The 23,634-nt window shown below is 61.5% G+C and carries 16 protein-coding genes; 5 read left to right on the top strand and 11 right to left on the bottom strand.

Annotated features, from left to right (window positions below; all coding sequences use genetic code 11):
- Window positions 1-482: 482 nt before the first annotated feature.
- Genes ACZ9EJ_RS25930 through ACZ9EJ_RS25920 form a run of 3 tightly spaced genes read left to right on the top strand, consistent with a single transcriptional unit; the run spans window position 483 to window position 5,446 of the window.
- Window positions 483-1,565, top strand: coding sequence for an HlyD family secretion protein (locus tag ACZ9EJ_RS25930; protein ID WP_080954106.1), 1,083 nt, complete (start codon window positions 483-485; stop codon window positions 1,563-1,565).
- The gene (gene rbbA, locus ACZ9EJ_RS25925) at window positions 1,562-4,330 is read left to right on the top strand and encodes a ribosome-associated ATPase/putative transporter RbbA (RefSeq protein ID WP_046630204.1); all 2,769 of its coding nucleotides are present in this window, start codon (window positions 1,562-1,564) and stop codon (window positions 4,328-4,330) included. Before ACZ9EJ_RS25930 ends, rbbA begins: the two co-directional genes overlap by 4 nt.
- Before the next feature lie 3 nt (window positions 4,331-4,333).
- The gene (locus tag ACZ9EJ_RS25920) at window positions 4,334-5,446 is read left to right on the top strand and encodes an ABC transporter permease (RefSeq protein WP_046630201.1); all 1,113 of its coding nucleotides are present in this window, start codon (window positions 4,334-4,336) and stop codon (window positions 5,444-5,446) included.
- 235 nt (window positions 5,447-5,681) lie between these two features.
- Here the strand turns inward: ACZ9EJ_RS25920 and ACZ9EJ_RS25915 are convergent, their stop codons facing one another.
- From ACZ9EJ_RS25915 to ACZ9EJ_RS25890, 6 genes are all read right to left on the bottom strand, one after another.
- Window positions 5,682-6,836, bottom strand: a complete 1,155-nt coding sequence (locus ACZ9EJ_RS25915) for a mandelate racemase/muconate lactonizing enzyme family protein (RefSeq protein WP_046630199.1) — start codon at window positions 6,834-6,836, stop codon at window positions 5,682-5,684.
- Between the two features lie 28 nt (window positions 6,837-6,864).
- Window positions 6,865-8,073: a D-mannonate dehydratase ManD gene (gene manD, locus ACZ9EJ_RS25910; RefSeq protein WP_046630198.1), complete on the bottom strand. Its 1,209-nt coding sequence runs from the start codon at window positions 8,071-8,073 to the stop codon at window positions 6,865-6,867.
- Between the two features lie 4 nt (window positions 8,074-8,077).
- Window positions 8,078-9,790 carry an ABC transporter ATP-binding protein gene (locus ACZ9EJ_RS25905; RefSeq protein WP_046630197.1) on the bottom strand — a complete coding sequence of 571 codons (1,713 nt, stop codon included), beginning with the start codon at window positions 9,788-9,790 and terminating at the stop codon, window positions 8,078-8,080.
- Window positions 9,787-10,941 (bottom strand): ABC transporter permease, encoded by a 1,155-nt coding sequence (locus ACZ9EJ_RS25900; protein WP_046630196.1) that lies wholly within the window; start codon window positions 10,939-10,941, stop codon window positions 9,787-9,789. Before ACZ9EJ_RS25900 ends, ACZ9EJ_RS25905 begins: the two co-directional genes overlap by 4 nt.
- Window positions 10,938-11,924: an ABC transporter permease gene (locus ACZ9EJ_RS25895; RefSeq protein ID WP_046630195.1), complete on the bottom strand. Its 987-nt coding sequence runs from the start codon at window positions 11,922-11,924 to the stop codon at window positions 10,938-10,940. Before ACZ9EJ_RS25895 ends, ACZ9EJ_RS25900 begins: the two co-directional genes overlap by 4 nt.
- 84 nt (window positions 11,925-12,008) lie before the next feature.
- Complete coding sequence (locus tag ACZ9EJ_RS25890) at window positions 12,009-13,949, bottom strand: ABC transporter substrate-binding protein (protein WP_046630194.1); 1,941 nt, start codon at window positions 13,947-13,949, stop codon at window positions 12,009-12,011.
- A 173-nt stretch (window positions 13,950-14,122) separates the two neighbouring features.
- On the opposite strand from ACZ9EJ_RS25890, the gene ACZ9EJ_RS25885 reads away from it, so the two are divergent.
- A complete protein-coding gene (locus tag ACZ9EJ_RS25885) occupies window positions 14,123-14,815 on the top strand; it encodes a GntR family transcriptional regulator (RefSeq protein ID WP_046641002.1) in 693 nt (230 codons plus the stop codon).
- A gap of 257 nt (window positions 14,816-15,072) precedes the next feature.
- On the top strand, window positions 15,073-15,774 hold the full coding sequence (locus ACZ9EJ_RS25880) for a GGDEF domain-containing protein (protein ID WP_255736872.1): 702 nt from the start codon (window positions 15,073-15,075) through the stop codon (window positions 15,772-15,774).
- Window positions 15,775-15,845: 71 nt separating this feature from the next.
- On the opposite strand, the gene ACZ9EJ_RS25875 is transcribed toward ACZ9EJ_RS25880, so the two are convergent.
- Genes ACZ9EJ_RS25875 through ACZ9EJ_RS25855 form a run of 5 tightly spaced genes read right to left on the bottom strand, consistent with a single transcriptional unit; the run spans window position 15,846 to window position 23,560 of the window.
- Window positions 15,846-16,943 (bottom strand): hypothetical protein, encoded by a 1,098-nt coding sequence (locus tag ACZ9EJ_RS25875; RefSeq protein WP_046630435.1) that lies wholly within the window; start codon window positions 16,941-16,943, stop codon window positions 15,846-15,848.
- A 22-nt stretch (window positions 16,944-16,965) separates the two neighbouring features.
- Window positions 16,966-18,138, bottom strand: coding sequence for a polysaccharide pyruvyl transferase family protein (locus ACZ9EJ_RS25870; RefSeq protein WP_046630191.1), 1,173 nt, complete (start codon window positions 18,136-18,138; stop codon window positions 16,966-16,968).
- A 54-nt stretch (window positions 18,139-18,192) separates the two neighbouring features.
- Window positions 18,193-19,371 carry a polysaccharide pyruvyl transferase family protein gene (locus tag ACZ9EJ_RS25865; protein WP_046641001.1) on the bottom strand — a complete coding sequence of 393 codons (1,179 nt, stop codon included), beginning with the start codon at window positions 19,369-19,371 and terminating at the stop codon, window positions 18,193-18,195.
- A gap of 39 nt (window positions 19,372-19,410) precedes the next feature.
- Window positions 19,411-22,089 carry a glycosyltransferase gene (locus ACZ9EJ_RS25860; protein ID WP_046630189.1) on the bottom strand — a complete coding sequence of 893 codons (2,679 nt, stop codon included), beginning with the start codon at window positions 22,087-22,089 and terminating at the stop codon, window positions 19,411-19,413.
- Window positions 22,079-23,560 carry a DUF6212 domain-containing protein gene (locus ACZ9EJ_RS25855; RefSeq protein WP_046630188.1) on the bottom strand — a complete coding sequence of 494 codons (1,482 nt, stop codon included), beginning with the start codon at window positions 23,558-23,560 and terminating at the stop codon, window positions 22,079-22,081. Before ACZ9EJ_RS25855 ends, ACZ9EJ_RS25860 begins: the two co-directional genes overlap by 11 nt.
- Between the last annotated feature and the right edge of the window lie 74 nt (window positions 23,561-23,634).

Here is a 23,634-nt window from a genome sequence, read left to right as displayed (position 1 = left end):
TTTCGAGCGAAGAAATCCGGGCTTCCGGCACTGTTCCCGTCACACATCCAGATATCCATTCGCGTAGCCGCGAATGCCCACCAGGCGCCGATGACGACAATGACGATCAGGTCGCAGCCAATCTCCAGTGCGTACTGGGCGAGAACCTCGCCTCTCCTTCGCGCGCGCGTCGGTTGCTCGCCGCGTCAAGCTCCGTGGCCAGTTCCATCGCCTTGGCGATATCAGCGTTAGCGTCATTGGCTCCGACGGTTGCCAGTAGTATCTTCAAGGACATGTTAGGCTCCATCCGGTTGAGAAGGGGTGGCTGAAGGGAGCTTGGACGGCTGCGGGGAGGTCGTGATGATCCTTGTCGATCGATGTCATGGCAATCGCTCTACAATGTTGCAACGAGATGCCGGATCACCACCGGCGTATGTGATTGATCGCGGTCAAGGTGGCTCCGCCGGGAATGGCCGATGAACACCTATTCCCACCTGAAAGGAATGGAGCTTGTGTTGAGCCGTAAATTGACTTTAGGCCTCGCCATCATCGCTGCTGCGGGTTTTGCGTATTTCGCGTGGCGCTATTACGACATGCGACTTTCGGCAGCGGCAATGCTGGGCATCGCCAGTGGAAACGGCCGCATCGAGGCCGTCGAGATTGATATTGCGGCGCGGACGGCAGGGCGGCTGTCTGATGTAACGGTCAGGGAAGGCGACTTCGTCAGGGCGGGCCAGATCGTTGCCCGCATGGACATCGAACAGCTGAACGCTCAGAAACGAGAAGCCGAGGCACAGCTTTCCCGCGCCAAGATCGGGATCGATACTGCAAGAAGCGTCGTCGCCCAGCGCAAAGCCGAAAAAGATGCGGCGGCCGCCACAGTCTCCCAAAATGCAGTTTTGCTCCAGTCCGCACAGAGGCGGCTCGCCCGCAGCCTGCAGCTTTCAAAAAGTGGAACCGTCTCGGACCAGGCGCTCGACGACGATCGAGCCCGGGTCGACGGCGCAGCTGCGACCTTCAGCGCCGCGCAAGCAAATTTGGCCGCGACCGAGGCGGCGATCGGTGCTGCAACCGCGCAGGTGATCGACGCCGAGGCCTCGGTCGAGGCAATGCAGGCGACCGTCGCGCGGATCGACGCGGATTTGCGTGACTCCGAGCTCAAGGCGCCGCGTGACGGACGGGTACAATATCTCGTGGCGCAGCCCGGCGAAGTGGTCGCCGCCGGGGGCCGCGTGCTCAACATCCTCGATGTCGGCGACGTTTACATGACCTTCTTCCTACCGACCGAGGAGGCCGGGCGCACCCCGATCGGCGGCGAGGCACGGATCGTTCTCGATGCCGCCCCTCAATATGTCATTCCCGCCCGGATATCGTTCGTGTCCGATGTGGCGCAATTCACGCCCAAAACCGTAGAGACCGAGGAGGAACGCCAGAAGCTGATGTTCCGTCTGCGGGCGCGGGTCTCTCCGGAACTGCTTCAGAAATATATCGCGCAGGTCAAGACTGGTTTGCCGGGTCGGACCTATGTGAAGCTCGATCCGGCCGCCGAATGGCCTGCGTCCCTGTCGCAGCCGATTACCCCATGAGCCCGGAACAGCAGACGATAGGCATCCAGCCGGAGCCGGCCTACGTGGTGCGGTTGAAGGATGTCAGCCATTCCTACGGCAGGACACGGGCGATCGACGGCATAACTCTCGACCTGCCGGCAGGCAGGATGATCGGCCTGATCGGTCCGGACGGCGTGGGCAAATCCTCGCTTCTGTCGCTGATCTCAGGCGCGCGGCAGATCCAGACGGGCGAGGTCGAGGTGCTCGGCGGCGACATGCGCAGCGCCCGTCACCGGGTCCGCACCTGCCCGGCCGTCGCCTATATGCCGCAGGGGCTCGGCAAGAACCTCTATCCGACACTGTCGGTGTTCGAGAATGCCGATTTCTTCGCTCGCCTGTTCGGCCAGGGCCGCGAGGAACGCGAATACCGCATCGCCAACCTTCTGAAGCGCACCGGCCTCTCGGGTTTCGAGGATCGTCCCGCCGGCAAGCTTTCGGGCGGCATGAAGCAGAAGCTCGGCCTCTGCTGCGCCCTCATCCATGATCCGGACCTTCTTATCCTCGACGAACCGACCACCGGCGTCGATCCGCTGTCGCGCCGGCAGTTCTGGAACCTCGTCGAGGATATCCGGAAGGAGCGGCCAGAAATGAGCGTGATCGTCGCGACCGCCTATATGGAGGAAGCGGCGCGCTTCGAATGGCTCGCCGCCATGGATGCGGGAAAACTGCTTGCGACCGGCTCGCCGTGGCAGTTCCTCGCCCGGACCGGCAGCACAACGCTGGATGATGCCTTCATCGCGCTGATGCCGGAAGAGAAACGGGCGATGCACGAGGCCATTCCGGTCCACCCGCCTGCGGATTTCAGCGAGGCGGAATTTGCGATCGAGGCCGAGGGCCTCACCATGCGCTTTGGGGATTTCACCGCGGTGGATAATGTCAGCTTCCGCATCCGCCGCGGCGAGATTTTCGGCTTCCTCGGCTCGAACGGCTGCGGCAAATCCACCACGATGAAGATGCTGACCGGCCTGCTGCCGGCAAGCGAAGGTACGGCGAAGCTTTTTGGCAAGACGGTCGATCCGAAGGACATGGATGTCCGGCGGCGCGTTGGCTACATGAGCCAGGCCTTCTCGCTCTATAGCGAATTGACGGTCCGGCAGAACCTCGACCTGCATGCGCGGCTGTTCCAGCTGCCGGCTGACGCCATCCCAGCCCGGATCGAGGAAATGGGCCGGCGCTTCGAGCTTACCGACGTTATGGACACTCTGCCTGATGCCCTGCCTCTCGGCGTCCGGCAGCGGCTGTCTCTTGCGGTGGCGCTGATCCATTCGCCGGAAGTGCTGATCCTCGACGAACCGACATCCGGTGTCGACCCCATCGCCCGCGACCAGCTCTGGGCGGCGCTGATCGAGCTCTCCCGCAAAGATCGCGTCACGATATTCATCTCCACCCATTTCATGAACGAGGCGGAACGCTGCGACCGCATCTCGCTGATGCATGCCGGCAAGGTGCTGGTCAGCGATACCCCTGACGTGATCCGCGAAACCCGCAACGCCACGACACTGGAAGAGGCGTTTATCGCCTATCTCGAAGATGCGATCGGCGAAACGGCTGCTTCATCCGCGCCGGCATCATCGACGACCGAAGGCGAGCGCAAGTTCGCCGGCCCGCATCGGCAACGCGCTTTCGACCTGCGCCGCATCTGGAGCTACAGCCTTCGTGAAACGCTGGAAATCCGCCGCGACCCCATCCGTGCGACCCTGGCGCTGATCGGCAGCGTCATCCTGATGTTCGTGATCGGCTACGGTATCAACATGGACGTCAAGGACCTCAGCTTTGCGGTTCTCGACCGCGACGACACGGTCGCCAGCCGCGACTATATCGCCGATATCGCCGGCTCCCGCTATTTCATAGAGCAGCCCCCTCTTGCAGATTATGCCGACCTCGACAGGCGCATGCGCGACGGCTCGCTGAAACTGGCGATCGAGATTCCGGCCGGTTTTGCCGAACATGTCGCGCGGGGCCATGATGTCGAGATCGGCGCCTGGATCGACGGCGCGATGCCGCAGCGGGCGGAAACGACGCGCGGCTATGTGCAGGGCATGCATGCCCACTGGCTGGAGCAGAAGGCGCGCGAGATCTACGGCGATGCCGCAAGCGGGCAGTTCTCGATCGAGACCCGCTTCCGGTACAATCCCGGCATCGAAAGCCTGGTGGCCATGGTGCCGGCGGTCATTCCGCTGCTGCTCCTGCTGATCCCGGCCATGCTCGCGGCGCTGTCGGTGGTGCGGGAAAAGGAGCTCGGCTCGATCGTCAACTTCTACGTAACGCCGGTGACGAGGCTCGAATTCCTCATCGGCAAGCAGCTTCCCTACCTGGCGCTCGGCATGATCAACGCCGTGCTCCTGTGGCTGTTCGCGGTCCTGGTGTTCCAGGTGCCGTTCACCGGCAGCTTGGCCGCCTTCGCGACGGCGGCGCTTCTCTATGTCGCTTTCGCGACCGCCTTCGGCCTGCTGGTCTCGACATTCATGTCGAGCCAGATCGCCGCGATCTTCGGGACGACGCTGCTGACGATCATCCCGGCCGTGCAGTTCGCCGGGATGATCGATCCGGTCTCCTCGCTGCAAGGCATCGGGGCGCTCATCGGCCGGATCTATCCCACCACCTATTTCAACATCATTGCCCGCGGAACCTTCTCGAAGGGGCTCGACTTCGAAAATCTCTTCGACGCCTTCCTGCCGCTCGTCATCGCCGCTCCGCTGCTGATTGCGGCAAGCACCGTCTTTCTCAAGAAACAGGCCAGGTGACGGATGCGGCTCGCCAATATCTTCCATCTCGGGATCAAGGAACTGCGCGGCCTGCTGCGCGACCCAATCCTGCTCGGGCTGATCGTCTATTCGTTCACGATCGCGGTCTATACGGAAGCGAAAGCCGTTCCCGAGACATTGAACAATGCGCCGATCGCGATCGTCGACGAGGACAATTCGCCGCTTTCGCGGCGGATCGCCGACTCTTTCCTGAAGCCCTATTTCAAGCCACCGGCGATGATCACCGCGGGCGAGATGGACGCCCGCATGGATGCCGGCACCGACACGTTCGCGCTCGACATTCCGCCGAACTTTCAGAGCGACCTGATCGCCGGCAAAACCCCGGTCGTCCAGCTCAATGTCGATGCGACCCGCATGACCCAGGCGTTTTCCGGATCCGGCTACGTGCAGAACATTGTCTCGACGGAAGTGGCCGGTTTTGCTGCTTCCGATATCGACGGTCGTATATCGTCGGTAGATCTGGCATTGCGCGCCCGGTTCAATCCCGAGCTAAACCAGATGTGGTTCGCATCGGTGATGAACGTGATCAACAACGTCACCATGCTGGCGATTATCCTGACCGGCACCGCGCTCATCCGCGAGCGGGAACACGGAACGGTGGAGCATCTCCTGGTGATGCCTTTGACGCCGTTCGAAATCATGGCCGCAAAAGTGTGGTCGATGGGACTGGTGGTGTTCGTCGCGACACTGCTTTCGCTGATCTTCGTGGTGCAGGGATTGCTGAAGGTTCCGATCGAAGGGTCGATCGTGCTGTTCATGGCGGGGGCAGCACTCCATCTTCTCGCAGCAACCGCGATGGGAATCGCGCTTGCCACCCTTGCGGGCTCAATGCCGCAATTCGGCCTGCTGCTGATGCTGGTACTGCTGCCGCTGCAGATCCTCTCAGGCGCGACCACGCCGCGCGAAAGCATGCCGGAGGTGATCCAGACGATCATGCTTGCAGCGCCGAACACGCATTTCATCCTGCTCGCCCAGGCGATCCTCTATCGCGGTGCCGGGCTTTCGGTGGTCTGGCCGCAATTTGCCTGGCTCTTCGTCATCGCGACGGTGTTGTTTGCCTTCTCGTTGCGGGGCTTCCGCCGATCTTTACGGTGACACGGAATAGATCGACACGCGGCAACGCAAACAAGACCTCTGGGCCAGCTCGGTGGAGGTCGCCGTCGTCCAAGGTCGAAAGCGACCGTCGCGCACCCGTGTCTATGGGGTGTAAAGATTGGTCGAATGAGTTCTGAGCAACGAGGGTCCCTATGTCGGGCGCGCTCGGACCAGTGCCTCATCGGCGGCATTCGCCCGGGGAGCGGATTAGCCTAGTCGGCGACAATGCGACGCGTCACCAATTCGTCACCGAGCCATCGCGGCGCTTCAGATGCGGCGCTTCCCAGAACTCGAAGCTCTGCTTGGAAATCAGTTCCTCGTTGACTTCGACGCCGAGGCCCGGCGCATCCGAGACCGGATAAAACGCGCCTTCCAACCGCGGCTGGACGGGGAAGAATTCGGAATTGTCGAAACCGAGATGGGTTTCCGCCGGGCTCGCGCGGGTCTCCAGCCAGGAGAAATTGGCGACCGCAGCCGAAAAATGGATGGTCGCGGCAGTGCAGATTGGCCCCAACGGATTGTGCGGCATCATGTCGACGTAGTGGGTTTCGCTCCAGGCAGCGACCTTCATGCTCTCCGTCAGTCCGCCGACATTGCAGACGTCGAGGCGGTTGAACTGGTGGATGTCGCGCTCGATATAGGGCTGGAACTGCCATTTCGAGGAAAACTCCTCGCCGATCGCAAACGGGATGTCGGTCATCCGGCGCAGCGCCTCGTAGGAGCTCGGCGACTCGTCGCGGATCGGCTCCTCAAGGAAATCGAGCGTGCCCTTCGGCATCTTCTGGCAGAAGCTCGCAGCTTCCGCGACCGAAAGGCGGTGGTGACAGTCGATGCCGAGCACGACGTCGTCGCCGAGCGCCTCGCGGGTCTTGACACACCATTTTGCGGTCGTGGCGATATGCTCGCGCGGTTCGTAGATGTCCTTGTGCTCGTGACCCGAGGGCGACAGGCGCATCGCCGTCCAGCCGTGCTCGACCAGCATCTGCGCCTGTTCCACCATGGCCGGGCCGGGTTCGGCAAAGGTGGTCGCGAAGGTCGGGATGCGGTCGCGCTGCTTGCCGCCCAAGAGTTCATAGACCGGCACGCCGAGCGCCTTGCCCTTGATGTCGTAGAGCGCGATGTCGATCGCCGAGATCGCCGCCTGCAGCACGCGGCCGCCCTCGAAATACTGGCTGCGGTACATTTCCTGCCAGAGCGCGCCGATCTTGAACGGATCGCGGCCGCGCAGGAATTCCGCGTAGTGCTCGAGCGCGCCGACCACGGCCTTTTCGCGGCCCGAGAGACCGCTTTCGCCCCAGCCGAAAATCCCGTCGTCGGTCTCGACCTTCACCAGAAGCTGGTTGCGGATGCCGACCTTGACGGCATAGCTCTTGATCGCTGTGATCTTCATCGTCTTCCTCCTTCCGATCCTTGGCGAATTACCAGTGCCACAGGGTGCCGTCTTCGAGACGGTTCACCGGCAGGTAGGCGCGCTGGTATGGATATTTTTCCGCAAGCTTCTCGTCGATATCGACGCCGTGGCCGATCGCCTCGCCCGGATGCAGGTAACCGTCCTTGAGGCTCCAGGCGCTCGGGAAGACGTCTATGATTTCCGGCAGGTAGCCGGAATATTCCTGGATGCCGAAATTCGGGACCCAGAGGTCCAGATGCAGGTTGGCGCCGAGGCAGATCGGCGACATGTCCATGGCGCCATGGCAGGCGGTGCGGACGTTATAGACGCTCGCGAAATCCATGATCCGCCGCTGCGCGGTGACGCCGCCGGCATGCACGGTCGTGGTGCGGATATAGTCGATGAGTTGCTCCTCCATCAAAAGCCGCGCATCCCAGATCGTGTTGAACACCTCGCCGACGGCAAGCGGCGTCGTGGTGTGCTTGCGGATCAGGCGGAAACTTTCCTGATGCTCAGCAGCGACGGTATCCTCCAGCCAGAAGAGACGCGCGAACTCAAGGTCCTTGCCAAGCCGGGCCGCTTCGATCGGGGTCAGGCGGTGATGGCTGTCATGCAAAAGCTCGATATCCCAGCCATGCGCCTCACGCACCGCCTTGAACAGTTCGGGGACGAAGCGGAGATATTTGGAGGTCGACCAGGTTTCCTCATGCGGAAACGCATCGTCGGCCGCATTGTTGGTGACGGATTTCTTGCCGGTGCCGTAGACATCCGGCAGACCGGGAATACCGACCTGCACGCGGATCGCCTTGTAACCCTGCTCGATGCGCTTGCCGACCGCTTCGACGGCTTCAGCTATATCCGTGCCCTGGGCATGAGTGTAGCACAGCACCTTATCGCGGCTCGCCCCACCGAGAAGCTGGTAGAGCGGCATATTGGCGGCCTTGGCCTTGATATCCCAGAGCGCGGTATCGATGCCGGCGATCGCCGCCATGGTCACCGGGCCGCGGCGCCAATAGGCACCCTTGTAGAAATACTGCCAGATATCCTCGATGCGGCTCGGATCGCGGCCGATCAGGAGCGGCGCTAAGTGCTCCTCCAGATAGGCGACGACCGCCTTTTCACGGCCGTTCAGCGTCGCATCGCCGACCCCGGTCAGACCCTCGTCGGTAAAAATCTTGACGGTAACGAAGTTGCGGCCGGGCGAGCAGACAATGATTTTGACGTTGGTAATTTTCATCGATTTATCCGTTGGCTGAAACTGTGCGGGCCGGGTCGTAGCGGAACCGCTTGTGGATGCGCCGCTCGCGCGGATCGGGATGGGGAATGGCCGAGAGCAGCGCGCGGGTGTAGTCGTGCTGCGGGTGATTGACGACCTGGTCGGTATCGCCCGCCTCGACGATCCTGCCGCGATACATGACCGCGACCCGGTCGCACATGTAGCGGATCACCGACATGTCGTGAGAGATGAACACGTAGGAGAGACCGAGTTCATCCTGCAGCTTCATCATCAGGTCGAGCATCTGCGAGCGGAGCGACACATCGAGCGCCGAGGTCGCCTCGTCGGCAACGATCAGGCGCGGCTTGACCGCAATCGCCCGGGCAATGCCGATCCGCTGGCGCTGGCCGCCCGAAAATGCATGCGGGTAACGTTCGCGCCAGGCGGGTTCGAGGCCCACCTGTTGCATCAGTTCGCAGACCCGGTCCTCGAGCTCCCTGCCCTTCACGCCGGCAAGCTTCAGCGGCTCTGCGATGATCTGGCCGACATTCTTGCGGGGGCTGAGCGAACCGACCGGGTCCTGGAAGATCATCCGCACCTCGCGGCGGATATCTTTCAGCTCCGCCTTGTCGGCGGTGCGGATATCGACGGTATGACCATCCGGGCGGCGGAAATCGATGGCGCCGGCCTGCGGATCGTAGACGCGCAGCAGGCAGCGGCCCATGGTGGTCTTGCCGGAACCGCTCTCGCCGACGATGCCGAGCGTCTCGCCCGGCCGCACGATCAGCGACACGTCATCGACCGCCTTGAGGCCGGAGGGGAAGGTCAGCGACAGGTTCTTCACGTCGAGAAGCGGGGCTGCTTCGGCCGAGATGGCGGCGCGCGTCAGGCGAACTTCCGCCTTCTTCTCCAGCTTGACGACCGAACCGATCAGCCGGCGGGTATAGTCGTCCTGCGGGGCATGAAAAATCTGCTCCACCGGGCCGCGTTCCATCACCTTGCCGCGATACATGACCAGCACTTCGTCGGCGATTTCGGCCACCACGCCCATGTCATGGGTGATAAACAGCACGGCCATGCCGTGGCTCTGCTGCAGCTTCTTGATCAGGTCGAGGATTTCGGCTTGCGTGGTCACGTCGAGCGCGGTGGTCGGCTCGTCGGCAATCAGGACCTGCGGATTGCAGGCGAGTGCCATGGCGATCATCACCCGCTGGCGCATGCCGCCGGAGAATTCGAACGTGTAGCGGTCGATCGCGGTTTCCGGGCGCGGGATTTCCACCTGGCGCAGCAGTGCGAGAACGCGTTCGCGCTGCTCGTTACCGCGAATGCCGAAATGGATGCGCAGCGCCTCGCCGATCTGGGTGCCGATACGGTGGACCGGCGAGAGCGAACTCATCGGCTCCTGGAAGATCATCGCGATCTCCTTGCCGCGCACCGAGCGGATGTCCTTGCCGCGCGCATCGAGCCTGGCGAGATCGCTCACTGAACCGTCGGCGCGGGTGAGCAGGATCGAGCCGCCTTCGATACGGCCGGGCCGGTCGACGATCTGCAGGATCGAGCGGGCGGTCACCGACTTGCCGGAACCGCTCTCGCCGACGACGCAGAGCGTCTTGCCGCGCTTCAGTTCGAACGAGACGCCATCGACCGCCTTGAAGATGCCGGTGCGCATCGGGAAGTAGGTCTTGAGGTCCTCGACCTTGAGGATCGTTTCCTGTGACATATTGGGGTTCATGCTCATGACACGGACTCATAAGGGTCAGCGGCATCGCGCAAACCGTCGCCGAGGAAGTTGAGGGAGAGGACCGAGATGACGATCGCTGCGGCCGGCGTGAACAGCAGCCAGGGCGCCTGTGCGACGGCGCGGATGTTCTGCGCCTCCTGCAGCAGCACGCCCCAGGAGATGATCGGCGGCTGCAGGCCGATGCCGAGGAAGGACAGCGCCGTCTCGGCCAGGATCATCGACGGGATCGCCAGCGTCAGAGTCGCGATGATGTGGCTCATGAACGACGGGACCAGGTGGTTGAAGATGATGCCGATCTCGCTCATGCCGTCGAGTCTTGCGGCGATGACGAAATCCTCGCTGCGGAGTGACAGGAACTTGCCGCGCACTTCGCGGGCGAGGCTCGTCCAGCCGATCAGCGAGACGATCAGGGTGATGACGAAATAGGTCCTGAGCGGCGGCCAGCCGACGGGGATCGCGGCGGCCAGTCCCATCCAGAGCGGGATGGTCGGGATCGAGCGCAAGAGCTCGATGAAGCGCTGGATGGCGAGATCGACCCAGCCGCCGAAGAAACCGGAAATACCGCCGATCGTCACCCCGAGGATCAGGCTCATGAACACGCCGACAAGCCCGATCGACAGGGAGATCTGGGCGCCGTGGACCACACGACTGAAGATATCGCGGCCGAGCCGGTCGGCGCCGAAGATGTAGAGGCTGTCGCCGACCTGAGGATTGGTGAGGCCGAAAAGCTTGGTCTGCATCGGGATCAGGCCGAGCAGACGATAGGGCTGCGGCGCCTTCACGAAGAAGCCGACCGAGATCGGCTTGGTCGGATCGGCCACGAATTCGCGGCGCATGGATTCGGTGTTCAGCGTCATCTTCAGCTGGTTGACATGCGGCCGGAACGAACCGTCGAGCAGCAGCGACAGGCCTTGCGGCGGCGCGTAGGTGAAGCGTGCATTGGTGGCATTCGGATCGACGGGCGCGATGAAATCCGCGAATCCCGCGACGAGATACATGAAGACGATCACGACGAGGCTCGCGAGCGCTATTCTGTGCTTCTTAAACTTGAGCCAGAACAGGCGCCACTGGCCGGCGACGGCAATGTCCTTGCCGGACAGGTTGAACGACGGGCCGGTTTCCGGCGGGAGGCTGGTGATATCTGTCATTGGAAACGGATCCGCGGGTCGGTGAGAGCGAGCAGGATGTCCGAAATCAGCGTGCCGATGATGGTGAGCACCGAGATCAGCAGGATGAGCGAGCCGGCGAGATACATGTCCTGGGCCAGCAGCGCCCGTAAGAGCAGCGGGCCGGTGGTCGGCAGGCTCATGACCACCGAGACGATGATCTCGCCGGAAATGACCGCCGGCAGGATCCAGCCGAGCGTCGAGATCAGCGGGTTGAGCGCAAGTCGCACCGGGTAGCGGATCAGCAGCTCCAGTTCGGACATGCCCTTGGCACGCGCCGTGGTGACATAGGGCTTGGACAATTCATCGAGCAGGTTGGCGCGCATGATGCGTACCAAGGCCGCGAGCGAACCGAGGCCGATGACCACCACCGGCAGCCAGACATGCCTAGCGAAGTCGACGAGCTTTCCAAAACTCCAGCCGGCATCCACATAGTCGGGCGAGAAGAGACCGCCGACGCTTTGGCCGAACCAGGCGGACATGACATACATGGCCGACAGCGCCATCAGGAAATCCGGCACCGCGAGGAAGAAGAAGGCAAGGAAAGTCGCCGTGTAGTCGGAGATCGAATATTGCCGCACCGCCGACAGGATGCCGATCGGGATGGCAATCGCCCAGACGAAGCAGAGCGTCAGCAGCGACAGCAGCAGCGAGAAGCCGAGGCGGTTCCAGATCAGTTCCGTCACCGGTTTGCCGAGCTCGAACGAGATGCCGAAATCGCCGGCCGTGAGGATGCCCCAGATCCATTTGTAATATTGATAATAGATGGGCTGATCGAGGCCGTAGCGTTCGCGCATCGCCGCGACCGTGCCGGCTTCCACCGCGCCACCCTGGCTTGCCCAGTCGGCCATCAGCGTCGTCAGATAGTCGCCCGGCGGCAGCTGGATGATGATGAAGGCGATGATGGAGACGGCAAACAGTGTCGGGATCGCGAACACCAGCCGCTTGAGAATGTAACGGAGCATAGATCTGACCGTTCGATTTGGATCGAAGGGATGCCGGCGGCAGCGCTCAAGCCGCCACCGGCCTCGTGAGGAACCTGATGGCCCTTACTTGGTCGGCTTGTCGAAGTACCACTGGGTCAGCGTCGGAGCCGGATGCCAGAGGTTGCCGGTGATCGGAATGCCGTTGACGACATTCTTCAAGTTCTTCGACGTCATCATGTATTTCGGCATCGGGCGCGAGATACCGATGTTGAGGAAGTTGTCGGCCGACTGATTGAGGAAATCCTTCATCTTCTGGCGGCGGTCGTCATCGGTCACGGCGGCGTTGACCTTGTCGTAGGCGGCCATCAGCGCCTTGATGTTTTCCGGCGGTTCCTCGCCGGTCGCGTGGTTCGAATACCATTCGCTCCACTTCATCGCGAAGAAGATGTCGGCCTTCTGGAAAGGCATGTAGCAACGCGGATCGGTATAGACTTCCGAAAGCCCGCCGACGCAGTTCCAGATATAGGCGTCCTGCTCGTTGGCCGCCCACATGGTGTTGAGGCGGGCGCGATCCGTGGTGCGCAGCTGGATGTCGATGCCGACCTCCTTGGCGTATTTCTGCACCATCTGCATCACGTCGGGATAGGACAGGCCGAAGACGTCGGCGACCATGAAGTTGATGGTGAAGCGCTTGCCGCTCTCGTCGAGACGATAACCTTCGGCATCCTTCTTCGGCATGATCTTGTCGAGGATCGCCGCCGACGCCTTGGGATCGAACGCGGTATACTGTTTCGCCTCGCGCTCGTTGAACAGCTCGTGCTCGGGCTGAACGGCAACCTGCGCCGGAGCCCCCTGCCCGACATAAACGAGATCGATGATCTCCTGCCGGTTGATCGACTGGCTGAGCGCGATACGGAAATCCTTGTTCTGGAAGATCTTGCGCTTCACCGGATCGGTGGAGTTGAGGTTCAGGAGGATGACCGCATCGTTGGCCGGCAGGTCCTTGACGTCGACGAACTTGTAGTTGCCCGTCTGCTGGCCGTCGAAGAGGACCGACTTGAAGGTCGAGTTGTTGATGTGGCGGAAGGCGAAATCGAACTCACCGGAGGTCATCTTCAGTGCCATCAGCTGCGGGTCGTCGAGCTTCGCCCAGGTGATGCCGTCGATATAGGGCAGCTGATTCCCGGCGGTATCGACCTTCCAGTAATAGGGATTGCGGGTCGCGACGACGCGTTCGCTGTCGGCATAGGGAACCGTCAGGACCCACGGGTTCAGCGTCGGCAAGGCGAGGTTCTGCCAGAACGGCGGCTGGAAGGTCAGCGAGACCTTGGAATTGAACAGCGCCACCCAGTCGCCGGCGGCCGGATTGGCCTTCAGCAGGGCCGGAATGCCGTCTTTGTTGTATTTGTCGTGGAACTGCTTGAGGTAGTGCTTGGGATAAATCACCGGCAGGTGACCCTGGCCATAGGCGAGCTGCTGGATGAACAGGCCGTAGGGCGACTCGAACTTGAACTCGACCGTCAGGTCGTCGATCTTGGTCACCTTGACCGGCTTGCCGGCAACCGTGAAGGTCGGGTTCTTGGCCGGCGAAAGGGCCGAGTTCATGAACACGTCTTCGTACCAGAACATGATGTCGTCAGCGTTGAAAGGCTGCCCGTCGCTCCATTTCAGGCCCTTGCGAAGCTTGAACGTGTAGGTCGTCGCATCGTCCGAAGCCTTGAACTCCTCGGCCAGAGACGGCATCACCTTCTGCCACTTCGGGTCCCAGCGGACGAGCAGTTCGTTGGCGATCGTGCGGGTCAGATTGTACTGGTCGCCATTGGCGAGGATAGTGGTGCGCAGCGTGCCGCCATACTTGCCGACGCCGTCGATCATGGTTTCCACGTAGGGATGTTCCGGAAGACGCTCGGCGACCGCTGGCAGCTTGCCCGCCTTCACCTGTTCGTCAAGCATCGGCGCCTGCTTGTAATCCGTCGCCCAGGCCGGAAGCGTCGCTCCCCAGAGCACGGTCGTCAGCAACCCCGTCGACACGACGAGGCCACGCAGCTTCTGCTGGTAACCCATATTCTCTCCTCCTCTTAACCGGCTGTCTCCGCCGCATTCCTCCCGAACGAGTGCCATCGCGGCATTCGTGCTGGATGAAAGCTTTCAGATCGTACATTCTTTGTCAATCTAGATGTACGAAATTAAATGTTTTGCTCTTGGAAGACGGCGGAAAGTGCATTAAAAGCAAGCCTATGAGCACGATTACCAGCATTAGACAGGCTGTCCCCGCCCGCGACGATCTGGCCGAGGACGGTGGTTCCTCGATCTACGAGAGGCTGCGCGACGACATCATTCACGGGCGCGTCAAGGCGAACGAACGCCTGAAAGTGGCCGAACTTGCGAGCCGCATGGGCACGTCCACCAATCCGGTGCGCGAGGCGCTGCAGCAGCTTCGCGGCGAAGGTTTCGTGATCATGACCCCGAACCGCGGTGCCCGTGTCCGCCCCATCGACGAGGAGTTCGTTCGCGACATCTGCGAGATCGAGGTGCTGATCGAGCCGGCGCTGACCCGCTGGTTCGTCAATATCGCCACCAAGGGAGAGATTGAAGAACTGGAGCGAGTCCAGGCAGAGATCGAGAGTTTGAATTTCGAGGATGAGATGCGGCACTCACGACTTGATTTGCAGTTTCATCGGCTGATGTACGACCGACACTACAACCGCCATGCGGTCGATCTTTGGGTACGGCACCGACAGATACTGGGAGCGATCAGCCGCCAGTTCACGACCTCCGTCAAGCGCCAAAAGGACGTGATCCGAGAGCACAAGGACCTGCTCGCCTGCCTGAGACAGCAGGACCCTGATGCAGCCGCCGCCGCAATTGCCACACATGTTTCGGGATCCGGCGCGCATATCATTGAACACATGCGCGCGCGACGATATTGACTGCGCGATATCGCCGAGTACCACGCCTGCCGAACGCGAGCTCGTACCGACTGACCTGGCATCACCCGCCCGAGCCTGCGATCTGGTTGATCGCGACGATCATTCTTCGTGCTCATTGTTAAAATGCCATAAGGTTTATTCATCTGGTATTTCACGGAACCTCTCAAAGATAAAAGCCACCGCAAAAGCGCCGCCGACCGATGACCCTTTATTATCGTTTCCGCCAAACTGTAGCCGTACCACATGTCAGGATGGCCATGTTCCGCGCCATCGCCACTGCAATTGGAGCGGCTGCGATTGTTTGGGTTATGAGCCTGCTTGTTCCCCAACGTCCCTTCTGGATGGAAGTGGCAGCCGTGGCGTTGATATCGGCGGCGGTTACATTTCCGCTTCAATTGGCGCTCTATCTGCGTAACGACGCGCTTCGCGATACCCAAGAAGAGCTTCGGAACGCGCTCCGTCATGCCCCCGTCACAGGCACAATGCGCGCGGGCGAATTTGCGAATTCGGTCCAGCATGCGATAGAACGCCGGCGCATCAGCAGCACCGAAAGCTCCGATGGCGTATTGCTCGTTCTCAGGATTGACGATTTCGATGCGATCGATCGCCGTTACGGTCCACAATGGGCCGATACGCTGCTGCAATCGATGGTTCGGATCATATATTCTTCCGTGCGCCATGGTGATCTTGTCGCCCGCCTTGCCTCAGACGAACTCGGCATCTATCTGCCCGGCACGACGACGGAAAATGCCAGCACCATCTGCGAGCGTATTCGCGGTCAGGTAAGGGAAACCACGTTCACAGCCGGGCAGGAGCGCCAGATATCGGTGACGGTGCGGCTTGGCGGTACCAGGGTCGAGCACCAAGCCGACTTTCAGGCTCTGCGCGAGGCAGCCAACCGCGCCGCCATCGCGGAGGAGGAAGCCGGCCCACTCCTATTCCGGGAGCGGTTCTCTTGAACGGGAAACTCCAGCCCGCCACGCATGTTCGGTCTTTGAGATCTTGAGGCCGCGAGTTTCCTTACCTCACGTCACCGTTTCCCGTTTTTCGTGGCCGCGACGCCGGCCGGGCTTAAGGCGCCGCAACGCCAGACGCTGTAGACCGGCTGGGTGTCCCAGTCATAATAGAAGGCTGCTCTCAGCCGTCTTCCATCCATCAGCTCTTCAAAACTGCGGCGCACGGCACGAACCGCCCCTTCCCGCTCGCGATCGTCCAGGGGGCAGGAAAGCGCAGTGTTGGCAAGGCCCCACTCGGTCACCCAGCACGGCTTGCCCTCCCCTTCAGGCCGGCAGAAGCCGAGAAGCGTTCTGACATAGTGTGCCAGCGCCGCATCGTCCTTGCGTCCCGGATAGAGATGAATTCCATAGCCGTCGACCAGCGCATCGATCCCCCGCTCTTGCAGGAGTGAAATGAATTCGCCGGGGTCGAGCCGTTCCATGCCCCGGCTATCGGCCTCGCTTGTGCCAACATCGGAGAGCCCGGCGGAAATCAAAAGCGCATCGCGGCTGTGAACCGTCGACAGCAACTCCTCCCGAGTGATGCGGAGGGCGCCGACATAGGCGTCTAGCCCGCGCCCGAAGGCCGTGCGGTCTGCGACTTCCGAAACGTTGCGCGGCGTCCGTCGCCCGGGCTTTTCGTAGACGGCGAGGTCGCCGTTGTAGGCGCTGTAGTTTATCTCGTTTCCGGGCTCAACGGCGTCGATGCGGATGCCCATGCCGTCGATGCGGCGAAGGGCCGAGCGCAACTGCGACCGGTAAAGATCGAGGTCAAGATCCGAAAGCCGCTGAACATCCCAGATACGGCCGAACCCGGTGCGGGGACGCACCGCCGGCGGATAATAATCCTTGTTGCCGAGCTGGATCTCGAGAAGGACTTTCAGCCCTAGCCGGTCCGCAATTTCGAGCGCGTCGATGCTCTTGTCCACGGGCATGGACAGCGAAAGCCGGACATGGGTTATGCCACTCGCCGCGATTTCCTTGAGGATACGTTCCTGGTCCGCACGAGAAAGCCAGGCGAGGTTTACCCGGTTGACGCCGATGCGAGCGGCGGGCTCATCGCCCGCGCCCGCCGGCGGCACCGGGGCAAACGCCCAGAACACCGCCAGCGCAAAGGCGAGGATCGCCCGCATCCGCACCGCCACCTTCATCCGCTCAAAGTCCGATCTGCCCCAGAGCACTGCGGAAATTCGCCTCGCAGGCGGAATAGCGGTCGATCACGGCCTGCGTGTCGATCTTGCCGAGGAAGTTGGCGAGATAGGCGCGCTTGTCCGTCTCCCTGTTCCAGGTGGAGGCCTCGATATAGGGGAAGCCGATGAATTCCAGCATCTCGCGCATTCGGTCGTCGACGGCGATCATCAGGGCGGGCGTGCCGGCCTGCATGCCGATGATGCAACCATGGAAGCGGCGGCCGAAGCAGAGATCGCGCTCGGACATCGCCCCGCGCCACTGGTTGGTATCGAAATAGACCAGCAACTCGTATTTTCGCTGCCATTTCTCCGAATGTTTGTATTCCGTGCCCCCGGTGATGCGCGCACTCGACCGGTCATAGGCGATATCACTGTCGCCGCCGGTCAGGGAAAGGTTGTAGGCGACAAGTTCGTCCTGGACGACATAGCTTGCGACGCTGTCGGGCTTGAGCAGTGCGTGGGCATCGACGATGGTATCGGCAACGCTGCCAAGATAGCCGCCGAAGGCGATCTTCTGGGCTTCCGCAAGCGCCGGGTTGGCGAGCGCGGTCAGCGAACGTTTCATATCGTTCGGCGAGAAATAGAGTGACGGGCAGCCCGTCGGCTTGACGAACTTCATCCCCTGCTCCCTCAGGAACTCGGCGGTGAAGTAACCGCGCGTGAGGAAGAAACTTTCCTTGTTGCGCAACACGTCCAGGAACTTGAGCGTACCGGCCGGCAGTTGATCCTTGAGCCCCTCCTTGCGCTGGATGCCGATGCCCATCACCACGACCGGCATCGTCAGCTTCGCGAAGATTTCCGCCTCAAGGTCGGCGGAATAGCCGGGACGCAGCAGATTGGCGGAGGCGAAGACGCAAAGATCGAATTCGCGGTTCAGCTGCTCGAAAATCTCGTTCGAGTCCCGATTGTTGGCCAGATGCCAGAACGGCAGATAGGTGACGTTATGACCGCGCAGGCTCTCGGCCGCTCCCTCGCCGATCAGATAGTTGCCGGTATTGGCGATCTTCCTGACCTGCGCGATCAGATCCTTTTTTGTCCTCGTCTCGTCGAAATAGGGCCGATGGATAACGGTCGTGCCGGAGACGTCCGCAATCGTCCGCTGCAGATAGGATGGAATGCCCGTAAGCAAGATACGCATGACTGTCCTCTGAACCGAAGGGTGATGGCCCGCGGGCCCTTGGATAGGGCCTCGCTAAAGACCGATGCCGATTTCGCGAAGCGTGGTGCGGAAGGCGCTCTCGCGATCGGAATACCGGTCGGCGAGTTCGCTCGTGTTGAGCTGCGTCAGATGGTCGGCCACAAACTCGGCGCGGTTTTCCGCCTTGTCGACCTCCGTGATGTCGACAGCCGGCAGGCCGGTGAAGCCCAGCATCTCGCGCATGCGGTCGTCCACCGCCACCATCAGACTGGGCACAGCCGCCTGCATGGCGATGATCGAACCGTGAAAACGCCGGCCGAAATTGAAATCCATCGAGGAGGCCCAGCCGCGCCACTGATTGTTGTCGAAGAAGGTGCGAACCTCGAACCGCTGCTTCTCCCGTTCAGTGCCGGGATAGGTCAGATCGCCGATCATCCGGCCCGACGCGGAATCATAGACACGCCCCTCGTCATTGGGCTCCACCTTCATATCGAAGTGGAGGAACTCGTCCTGCACGACGTATGGCGGTACGGTATCTTGCGGGGCGAGCGCGTTCGCATCCAGGATCGCATCCTGATTGCCGCCGAGATAGCCCGAAAAAATGGTCTTCGCCTTGCCGATCTTGACGCTCGACAGCTTCCTCATCGACCGGCGCATGTTGTCCGGCATGAAATAGACGGAAGGGCAGCCGGTCGGGCGCACGAAGGAGAAACCCTGATCCTTCAGGAAGCCGGCGGACTCGTAGCCGCGTGTCAGGAAATAATGCTCTCGCTCCTTCAGGACGGCCAGAAGCCGCTTCGTTCCTTCCGGAAGATTGTTTTCCAGGTCCTTGCGGTTCTGCAACCCGATGCCCAGCATGACGATCGGCATGTTGAGCCGGCTCAGCACATCCGCCTCTGCATCCGCGGAAAGCCCCTTGCGCAACAGGTTCGCGCAGGTGAAGACGCAGATGTCGAAATTGGCGTTGAACTCATCGAACCCGCTGCCGCTCTTGCTCAGATTGTAGAGATGCCAGAAGGGAACCTGCTTGGCATGCGGCGCGAGCGCCCGCAGGGCGCCTTCGCCGATGAGGTAGTTCCCGGTATTGCTGATGTTTCTCAGCTCCTGCAGGAACTCCTCTTTCGTTTCCGGTTGCTTCTGCCGCTCCGAATAGGAGACGGACGAACCATGGGCGCCGTTGGCAAGGCGCGTGTAGTGACCAGGAATACCCGTCACGAGAATTCGCGGACGCATTCGACAAGACCTTTCTGTTTCAAAGAAGCGGCCCGGCAATCAGCCAGCTGCCGCGACCACGGGGTTTGACGTCGCCTGCTCGCGAAAGATCGCGGCGCGGGACAGTGACGAATTTTTCACGGACCGATCGCTCCACGAGATGAACTCCGAGAAGGAGGAAGTCCATGATCGGTGCGCGGCGCTTCTGATGCAGCCCTCCATCAGTGGCGCAAGTCTGCCGCGATTGCGCGCAATTTCCTCAATAATCCGCGCCATCTCCCTCACCATCTGAGGATCGGAAGCCGCGTTGATCAGTATGCCGTCTTCGCCATCGCAAATGAGCTCATCCACCGCGCCAACCGCGGTTGCGATGGGCACACAGCCGAGTTGCTGCGCCTCGGCGATCATCAGCGGAGCACCCTCCCACCGTGACGGCATGAGGAGAACATCGGCCCAGCCGAGCGCCTTGATGAGATCCTTGCTCGCGAAGACCGGCGGGCGCACGTCGACGCCGAGATCCTTCAGCCGTTCACTCCAGGAGACCCTGGAATCGGCGAGAATTTCCCCTCCGATGGCCCTGCCGTCGAAGGCGACGTTGGAGGCCCGCAATTCCGCGAGCACTGCCGCCAGCCTGTCGATACCCTTCTGTTGGTCAAACCGGCCCATGTAAAGAATCCGCAAGCGGTCATCCTTGCGCTCAATCCGCCTGACGGCCAGAACCTCCGCCAAGGCTTTGGGCGGCACCGAAAAACTCGCGCCGTTCGCAACGGCGAAGACCTTCTCGTGCGGAACACCGTAGCTGTGCAGATAGGTCTTGAGCTGTTCAGAGCAGGTGAGGAACGCATCGTAGCAATGCTCGTGGGCGATCGCTGCGAAGGGCTGGCCGGCGGGCCTCTTGAAGGCCGTATTGTCCACGACGTGCAGATAGCAGGCCGTGCGCGTGCCTTCGGAGCGCAGTCGCGCGATAAGAGGATGGACGGCCATCACGTGATTGTTGATCACCAGGTCGAAGCCGGAAAGCTGCCCTTTGAGCGCCTGCCAGTCGACCGAATGCTCCTCGGCGATGAAGTCCTGCCCCAGGAAAGAACCCGACCCTCCCCAGGCCGGAATTCCCGCCTCCCAAAAATGGATGTAGTCGAAGCTGGAATCGAATTCGTCGATCACGTCCATCCGGGACGTGCCGAGCACGAAGAGGTGGGTTTCATAACCGGCCGCGCTCAACTCCCGGGCCGCGGCATAAACGACCTTTTCAGCCCCGCCGAACGAGGCGTTCGGCACCAGCAACGCCACGGTGCGCTTGCCCTCGTTATGCCCGAGCGGCAGGACCGGCGAACCTCCGATCTCCTTGCGCAGCGCCTTGTGGAGATCGGTATAGGGCACGAGCCGCGCGGGACGCCAGGTCCACCGCCTGCCCGCTGTCTCGCGGAGGGGGCTTGAGGCGATTGCGTTGAGGCAATTGATCATCACCTGCTGAGGCGTGATGAGAGAGCGGCGCGGGAGGCTTCTTGGAAAAGGGAAGCGCACTTTCAGAACAGCCGATGTCGGCCATACCTGCTGGCTTGCGATCGAGGCGAACCAGTCCACGGCGTTGTTCTGAACCACGTCCTGGGCGATCCGGGTCGACAGGAAAACGAGATCGGCGGGACCGATTTTTTGGGCGCCTGGCCCATGAATGACCGGCTCGATCTTGCGTTGGGCGGCATCGTTGGCGAGCTGGACGAAGACGACGTTGCTCACCTCGCTCAGACGCTCGAGATGAGCAAGCACGTTCGGCAGCATGCGCGAGCGCCGCAGAAGGTCGAGCGCCGCGCCGCTTCCGGCGACCAGGAATGGCGGAAAATGTTCATTGTCCGGCTCGCCGATATTGCCCCAGAAGGCCGGGATTATATCGTCGAGGCGAAGCATCGTCGGTGGCTTGGTGGGATCGGTGAAGAAGGAGATCGCCGTATCTTCCGTCCGCGCGAACAGGTAGCGTGGGCAGTCCTCGTGCTCGAAATCCACCAGCATCGGGCGCTGGAACAACGGCATGTGGCGCTTGCGCAGGAAGCTGACCGATGTGGCGCGGTCGCGGTTCGCCTCCTTGAAGCGGCTTTCCGCCCTCAGCCTGTATTCGAAGACGGTGTCGTGGCAGGGCATGCCGACGAAACCGTGCTCGATGCAGGACAGCCAGAATTCCCAATCTTCGAAACCGTTCTGTCGGTCGTCATTGAAGCGGACGCCGTCCTTAAAAACCTCGATCGAGATCATCGATCCCGTATCACAGATATTGTCGGTGATGCAGTGCACCAGCCGCGAATAGCGATTGCCGTAATGGGCGCGCCAGCTGACCGAAAATGTGTCGATATTCGTGTAAACCCAGCCGCAGCCGCTGGAGACGAGCTGCTGGTAAAGCGTCTTGATCGTGCCGGGAAGGATGCGGTTGTCGGCATCGAGGAAATAGACGGCCTTCGCCTCGGGAAAGTGATCGATGACGAAATCGATGGCGCGATTGCGCGCACCACCCGGGCCCGCGTTCCGGCCGAATATGACATGGACGGAAGGGTTGGCCGCAGCGTAGAGCAGCAGCTGATCGAACGTCTCGTGCCGCGGATCGCCGTCGACAGAGACGACGATGACAATCCGGCAGTTGCCGGGATTCGAGGCAAGCACCGACTCGATCGCCTCAAGAGCAAGTGCCGCGTGACCGTAGAGAGGCATGGCCACAGCGATCAGGTCCGCTGGTTCCCTGTTACCGGACATCGGCGGCCTCCGTAAATTGTTTGACCATTCTGAAGCCGGACACTTTAAGCCAGGAGAAGTCGACAGAATCCGTCACTGCGCGGCTGAGGATCACCAGATCCATCGGGCCGCGTACCGGCTCGTCCAGCTGAATGTTGATATTGACGACCTCGCTGGAGCTGACTTCGCGCCATCCGCTGAAGAATGCCGATGGCCTGGCCGTGCCCTTTCGCGCGATCTCGGCGACTTCGGAACGCGCATTCGAATTTGCCGGCGCAAGCAGGAAGCTGACCGCCGCGGGCTTACCTTCCGGATGATCGATAAAGGCGCTCACCGAAAAGGATATCGTTCCCGCCTCGACGGCGCGGCTGACCGCGCCGGCTGATATGCCGCTTGGCAATGGATGGCAGACGATGGCATGCTCGTGCTCGAGGAAGCGCACCGTCTGGAATTCCGGGACGATGGGTGTAACCGACACGTCGGCGATCTGACTGAGCGTTGCGACCGCCAGACGATAGTCGACAGTGTACTGGCCTTCGAGCAGGTTGCTCGGCGCTATCATGTTGGGGGTCCTGGTGGGCTTGACCCCGGGCAACCCCGTGAACACCTTGAATGCCAGCGGACGCAGGTCGAGATCCGGATGCGGAAGTTCCGAGCGCGCCGAATAACGTTCGCCGGCGATCGGATAGCCAAGCGAAAGGCCAACGGTTTCCGGCCCCGTCGCCGAGATCCGCAGCCGCAACGTGCGCGCAGCTCCTCCACAGGCACGCGGCAGCGAGAAGAAATTCCAGTTCGGCACCAGCTGCGCATAGGGGACGGTCCACTCGGCAACCCCTTCGCCGCTCTCGAGATAACTCAACGCGACGACAAGCTCTCCACTGATTCTGGGCACCGAGTGAAAGTGAAGGGCAAACCCCGCCACGCCGAGGCTGGATACCGGTAAAAGCTGCTCGATAAAGGCTGCGGCAAGCAACGGCCCGATGCCCTCGTCCTTTGGATCGGCATAGGGATCGTGGGAGAAGATCTCCGAAACCGGCTCCCAGTTTCGCGCCTGGAACGCGTCTTCGAGCGCCCGGTAGTTTTCCAGCAGCGTTTCTCGTTCCCTTCGCAGGATCGCAAGCTCCGAGGTAATCGAGGCACTGTATCGCGCAAGCCGGCCGACGCTACCTTCGGTCAGCGCCTGCAGAAGCTGGAGGCTTTCCGGCATGTTTGCGGGATCAAGCCGCCGGATGGGAACGGCAGGGACCGTGCCCAACGGCCCAAGCAGCGCCATACCCGCCTGCAGATCCGCCTCGCCCTCGTCCGAATAGGCGATGGCGACCAACGGAAAAGCATTCTGCAATGTCACCGGAGGAAGGCCATCGGCATCGAGGAAAACGACCTGATGTTCGACATCACTTCCTTCGAAGCAGGACCGATCCCGGGCCGATGCCGCGATCAGCTTTCTCGTCACCAGTTGTTTTCCAATGCCGGAAGACGTCAAATTTAGCACACACCGCCCCTGAAGATTTGCCCTGCAACAAAGAACAAATATTCCGGATAACCAAACTTTATCAAAGTCATCCG

It is taken from the genome of Neorhizobium sp. USDA 3394 (genome assembly GCF_056280385.1).
This window is presented reverse-complemented; position numbering and strand designations above follow the sequence as displayed.

What these genes read in the sequence shown, in the direction of transcription:
- rbbA (WP_046630204.1), top strand. Translation starts at nt 1,562, where the DNA reads ATGAGCCCGGAACAGCAGACGATAGGCATCCAGCCGGAGCCGGCCTAC.
- ACZ9EJ_RS25905 (WP_046630197.1), bottom strand. Translation starts at nt 9,790, where the DNA reads ATGAGCATGAACCCCAATATGTCACAGGAAACGATCCTCAAGGTCGAG.
- ACZ9EJ_RS25900 (WP_046630196.1), bottom strand. Translation starts at nt 10,941, where the DNA reads ATGACAGATATCACCAGCCTCCCGCCGGAAACCGGCCCGTCGTTCAAC.
- ACZ9EJ_RS25875 (WP_046630435.1), bottom strand. Translation starts at nt 16,943, where the DNA reads ATGCGGGCGATCCTCGCCTTTGCGCTGGCGGTGTTCTGGGCGTTTGCC.
- ACZ9EJ_RS25860 (WP_046630189.1), bottom strand. Translation starts at nt 22,089, where the DNA reads ATGTCCGGTAACAGGGAACCAGCGGACCTGATCGCTGTGGCCATGCCT.
- ACZ9EJ_RS25915 (WP_046630199.1), bottom strand. Translation starts at nt 6,836, where the DNA reads ATGAAGATCACAGCGATCAAGAGCTATGCCGTCAAGGTCGGCATCCGC.
- ACZ9EJ_RS25930 (WP_080954106.1), top strand. Translation starts at nt 483, where the DNA reads ATGGAGCTTGTGTTGAGCCGTAAATTGACTTTAGGCCTCGCCATCATC.
- manD (WP_046630198.1), bottom strand. Translation starts at nt 8,073, where the DNA reads ATGAAAATTACCAACGTCAAAATCATTGTCTGCTCGCCCGGCCGCAAC.
- ACZ9EJ_RS25880 (WP_255736872.1), top strand. Translation starts at nt 15,073, where the DNA reads ATGTTCCGCGCCATCGCCACTGCAATTGGAGCGGCTGCGATTGTTTGG.
- ACZ9EJ_RS25870 (WP_046630191.1), bottom strand. Translation starts at nt 18,138, where the DNA reads ATGCGTATCTTGCTTACGGGCATTCCATCCTATCTGCAGCGGACGATT.
- ACZ9EJ_RS25885 (WP_046641002.1), top strand. Translation starts at nt 14,123, where the DNA reads ATGAGCACGATTACCAGCATTAGACAGGCTGTCCCCGCCCGCGACGAT.
- ACZ9EJ_RS25895 (WP_046630195.1), bottom strand. Translation starts at nt 11,924, where the DNA reads ATGCTCCGTTACATTCTCAAGCGGCTGGTGTTCGCGATCCCGACACTG.
- ACZ9EJ_RS25890 (WP_046630194.1), bottom strand. Translation starts at nt 13,949, where the DNA reads ATGGGTTACCAGCAGAAGCTGCGTGGCCTCGTCGTGTCGACGGGGTTG.
- ACZ9EJ_RS25920 (WP_046630201.1), top strand. Translation starts at nt 4,334, where the DNA reads ATGCGGCTCGCCAATATCTTCCATCTCGGGATCAAGGAACTGCGCGGC.
- ACZ9EJ_RS25865 (WP_046641001.1), bottom strand. Translation starts at nt 19,371, where the DNA reads ATGCGTCCGCGAATTCTCGTGACGGGTATTCCTGGTCACTACACGCGC.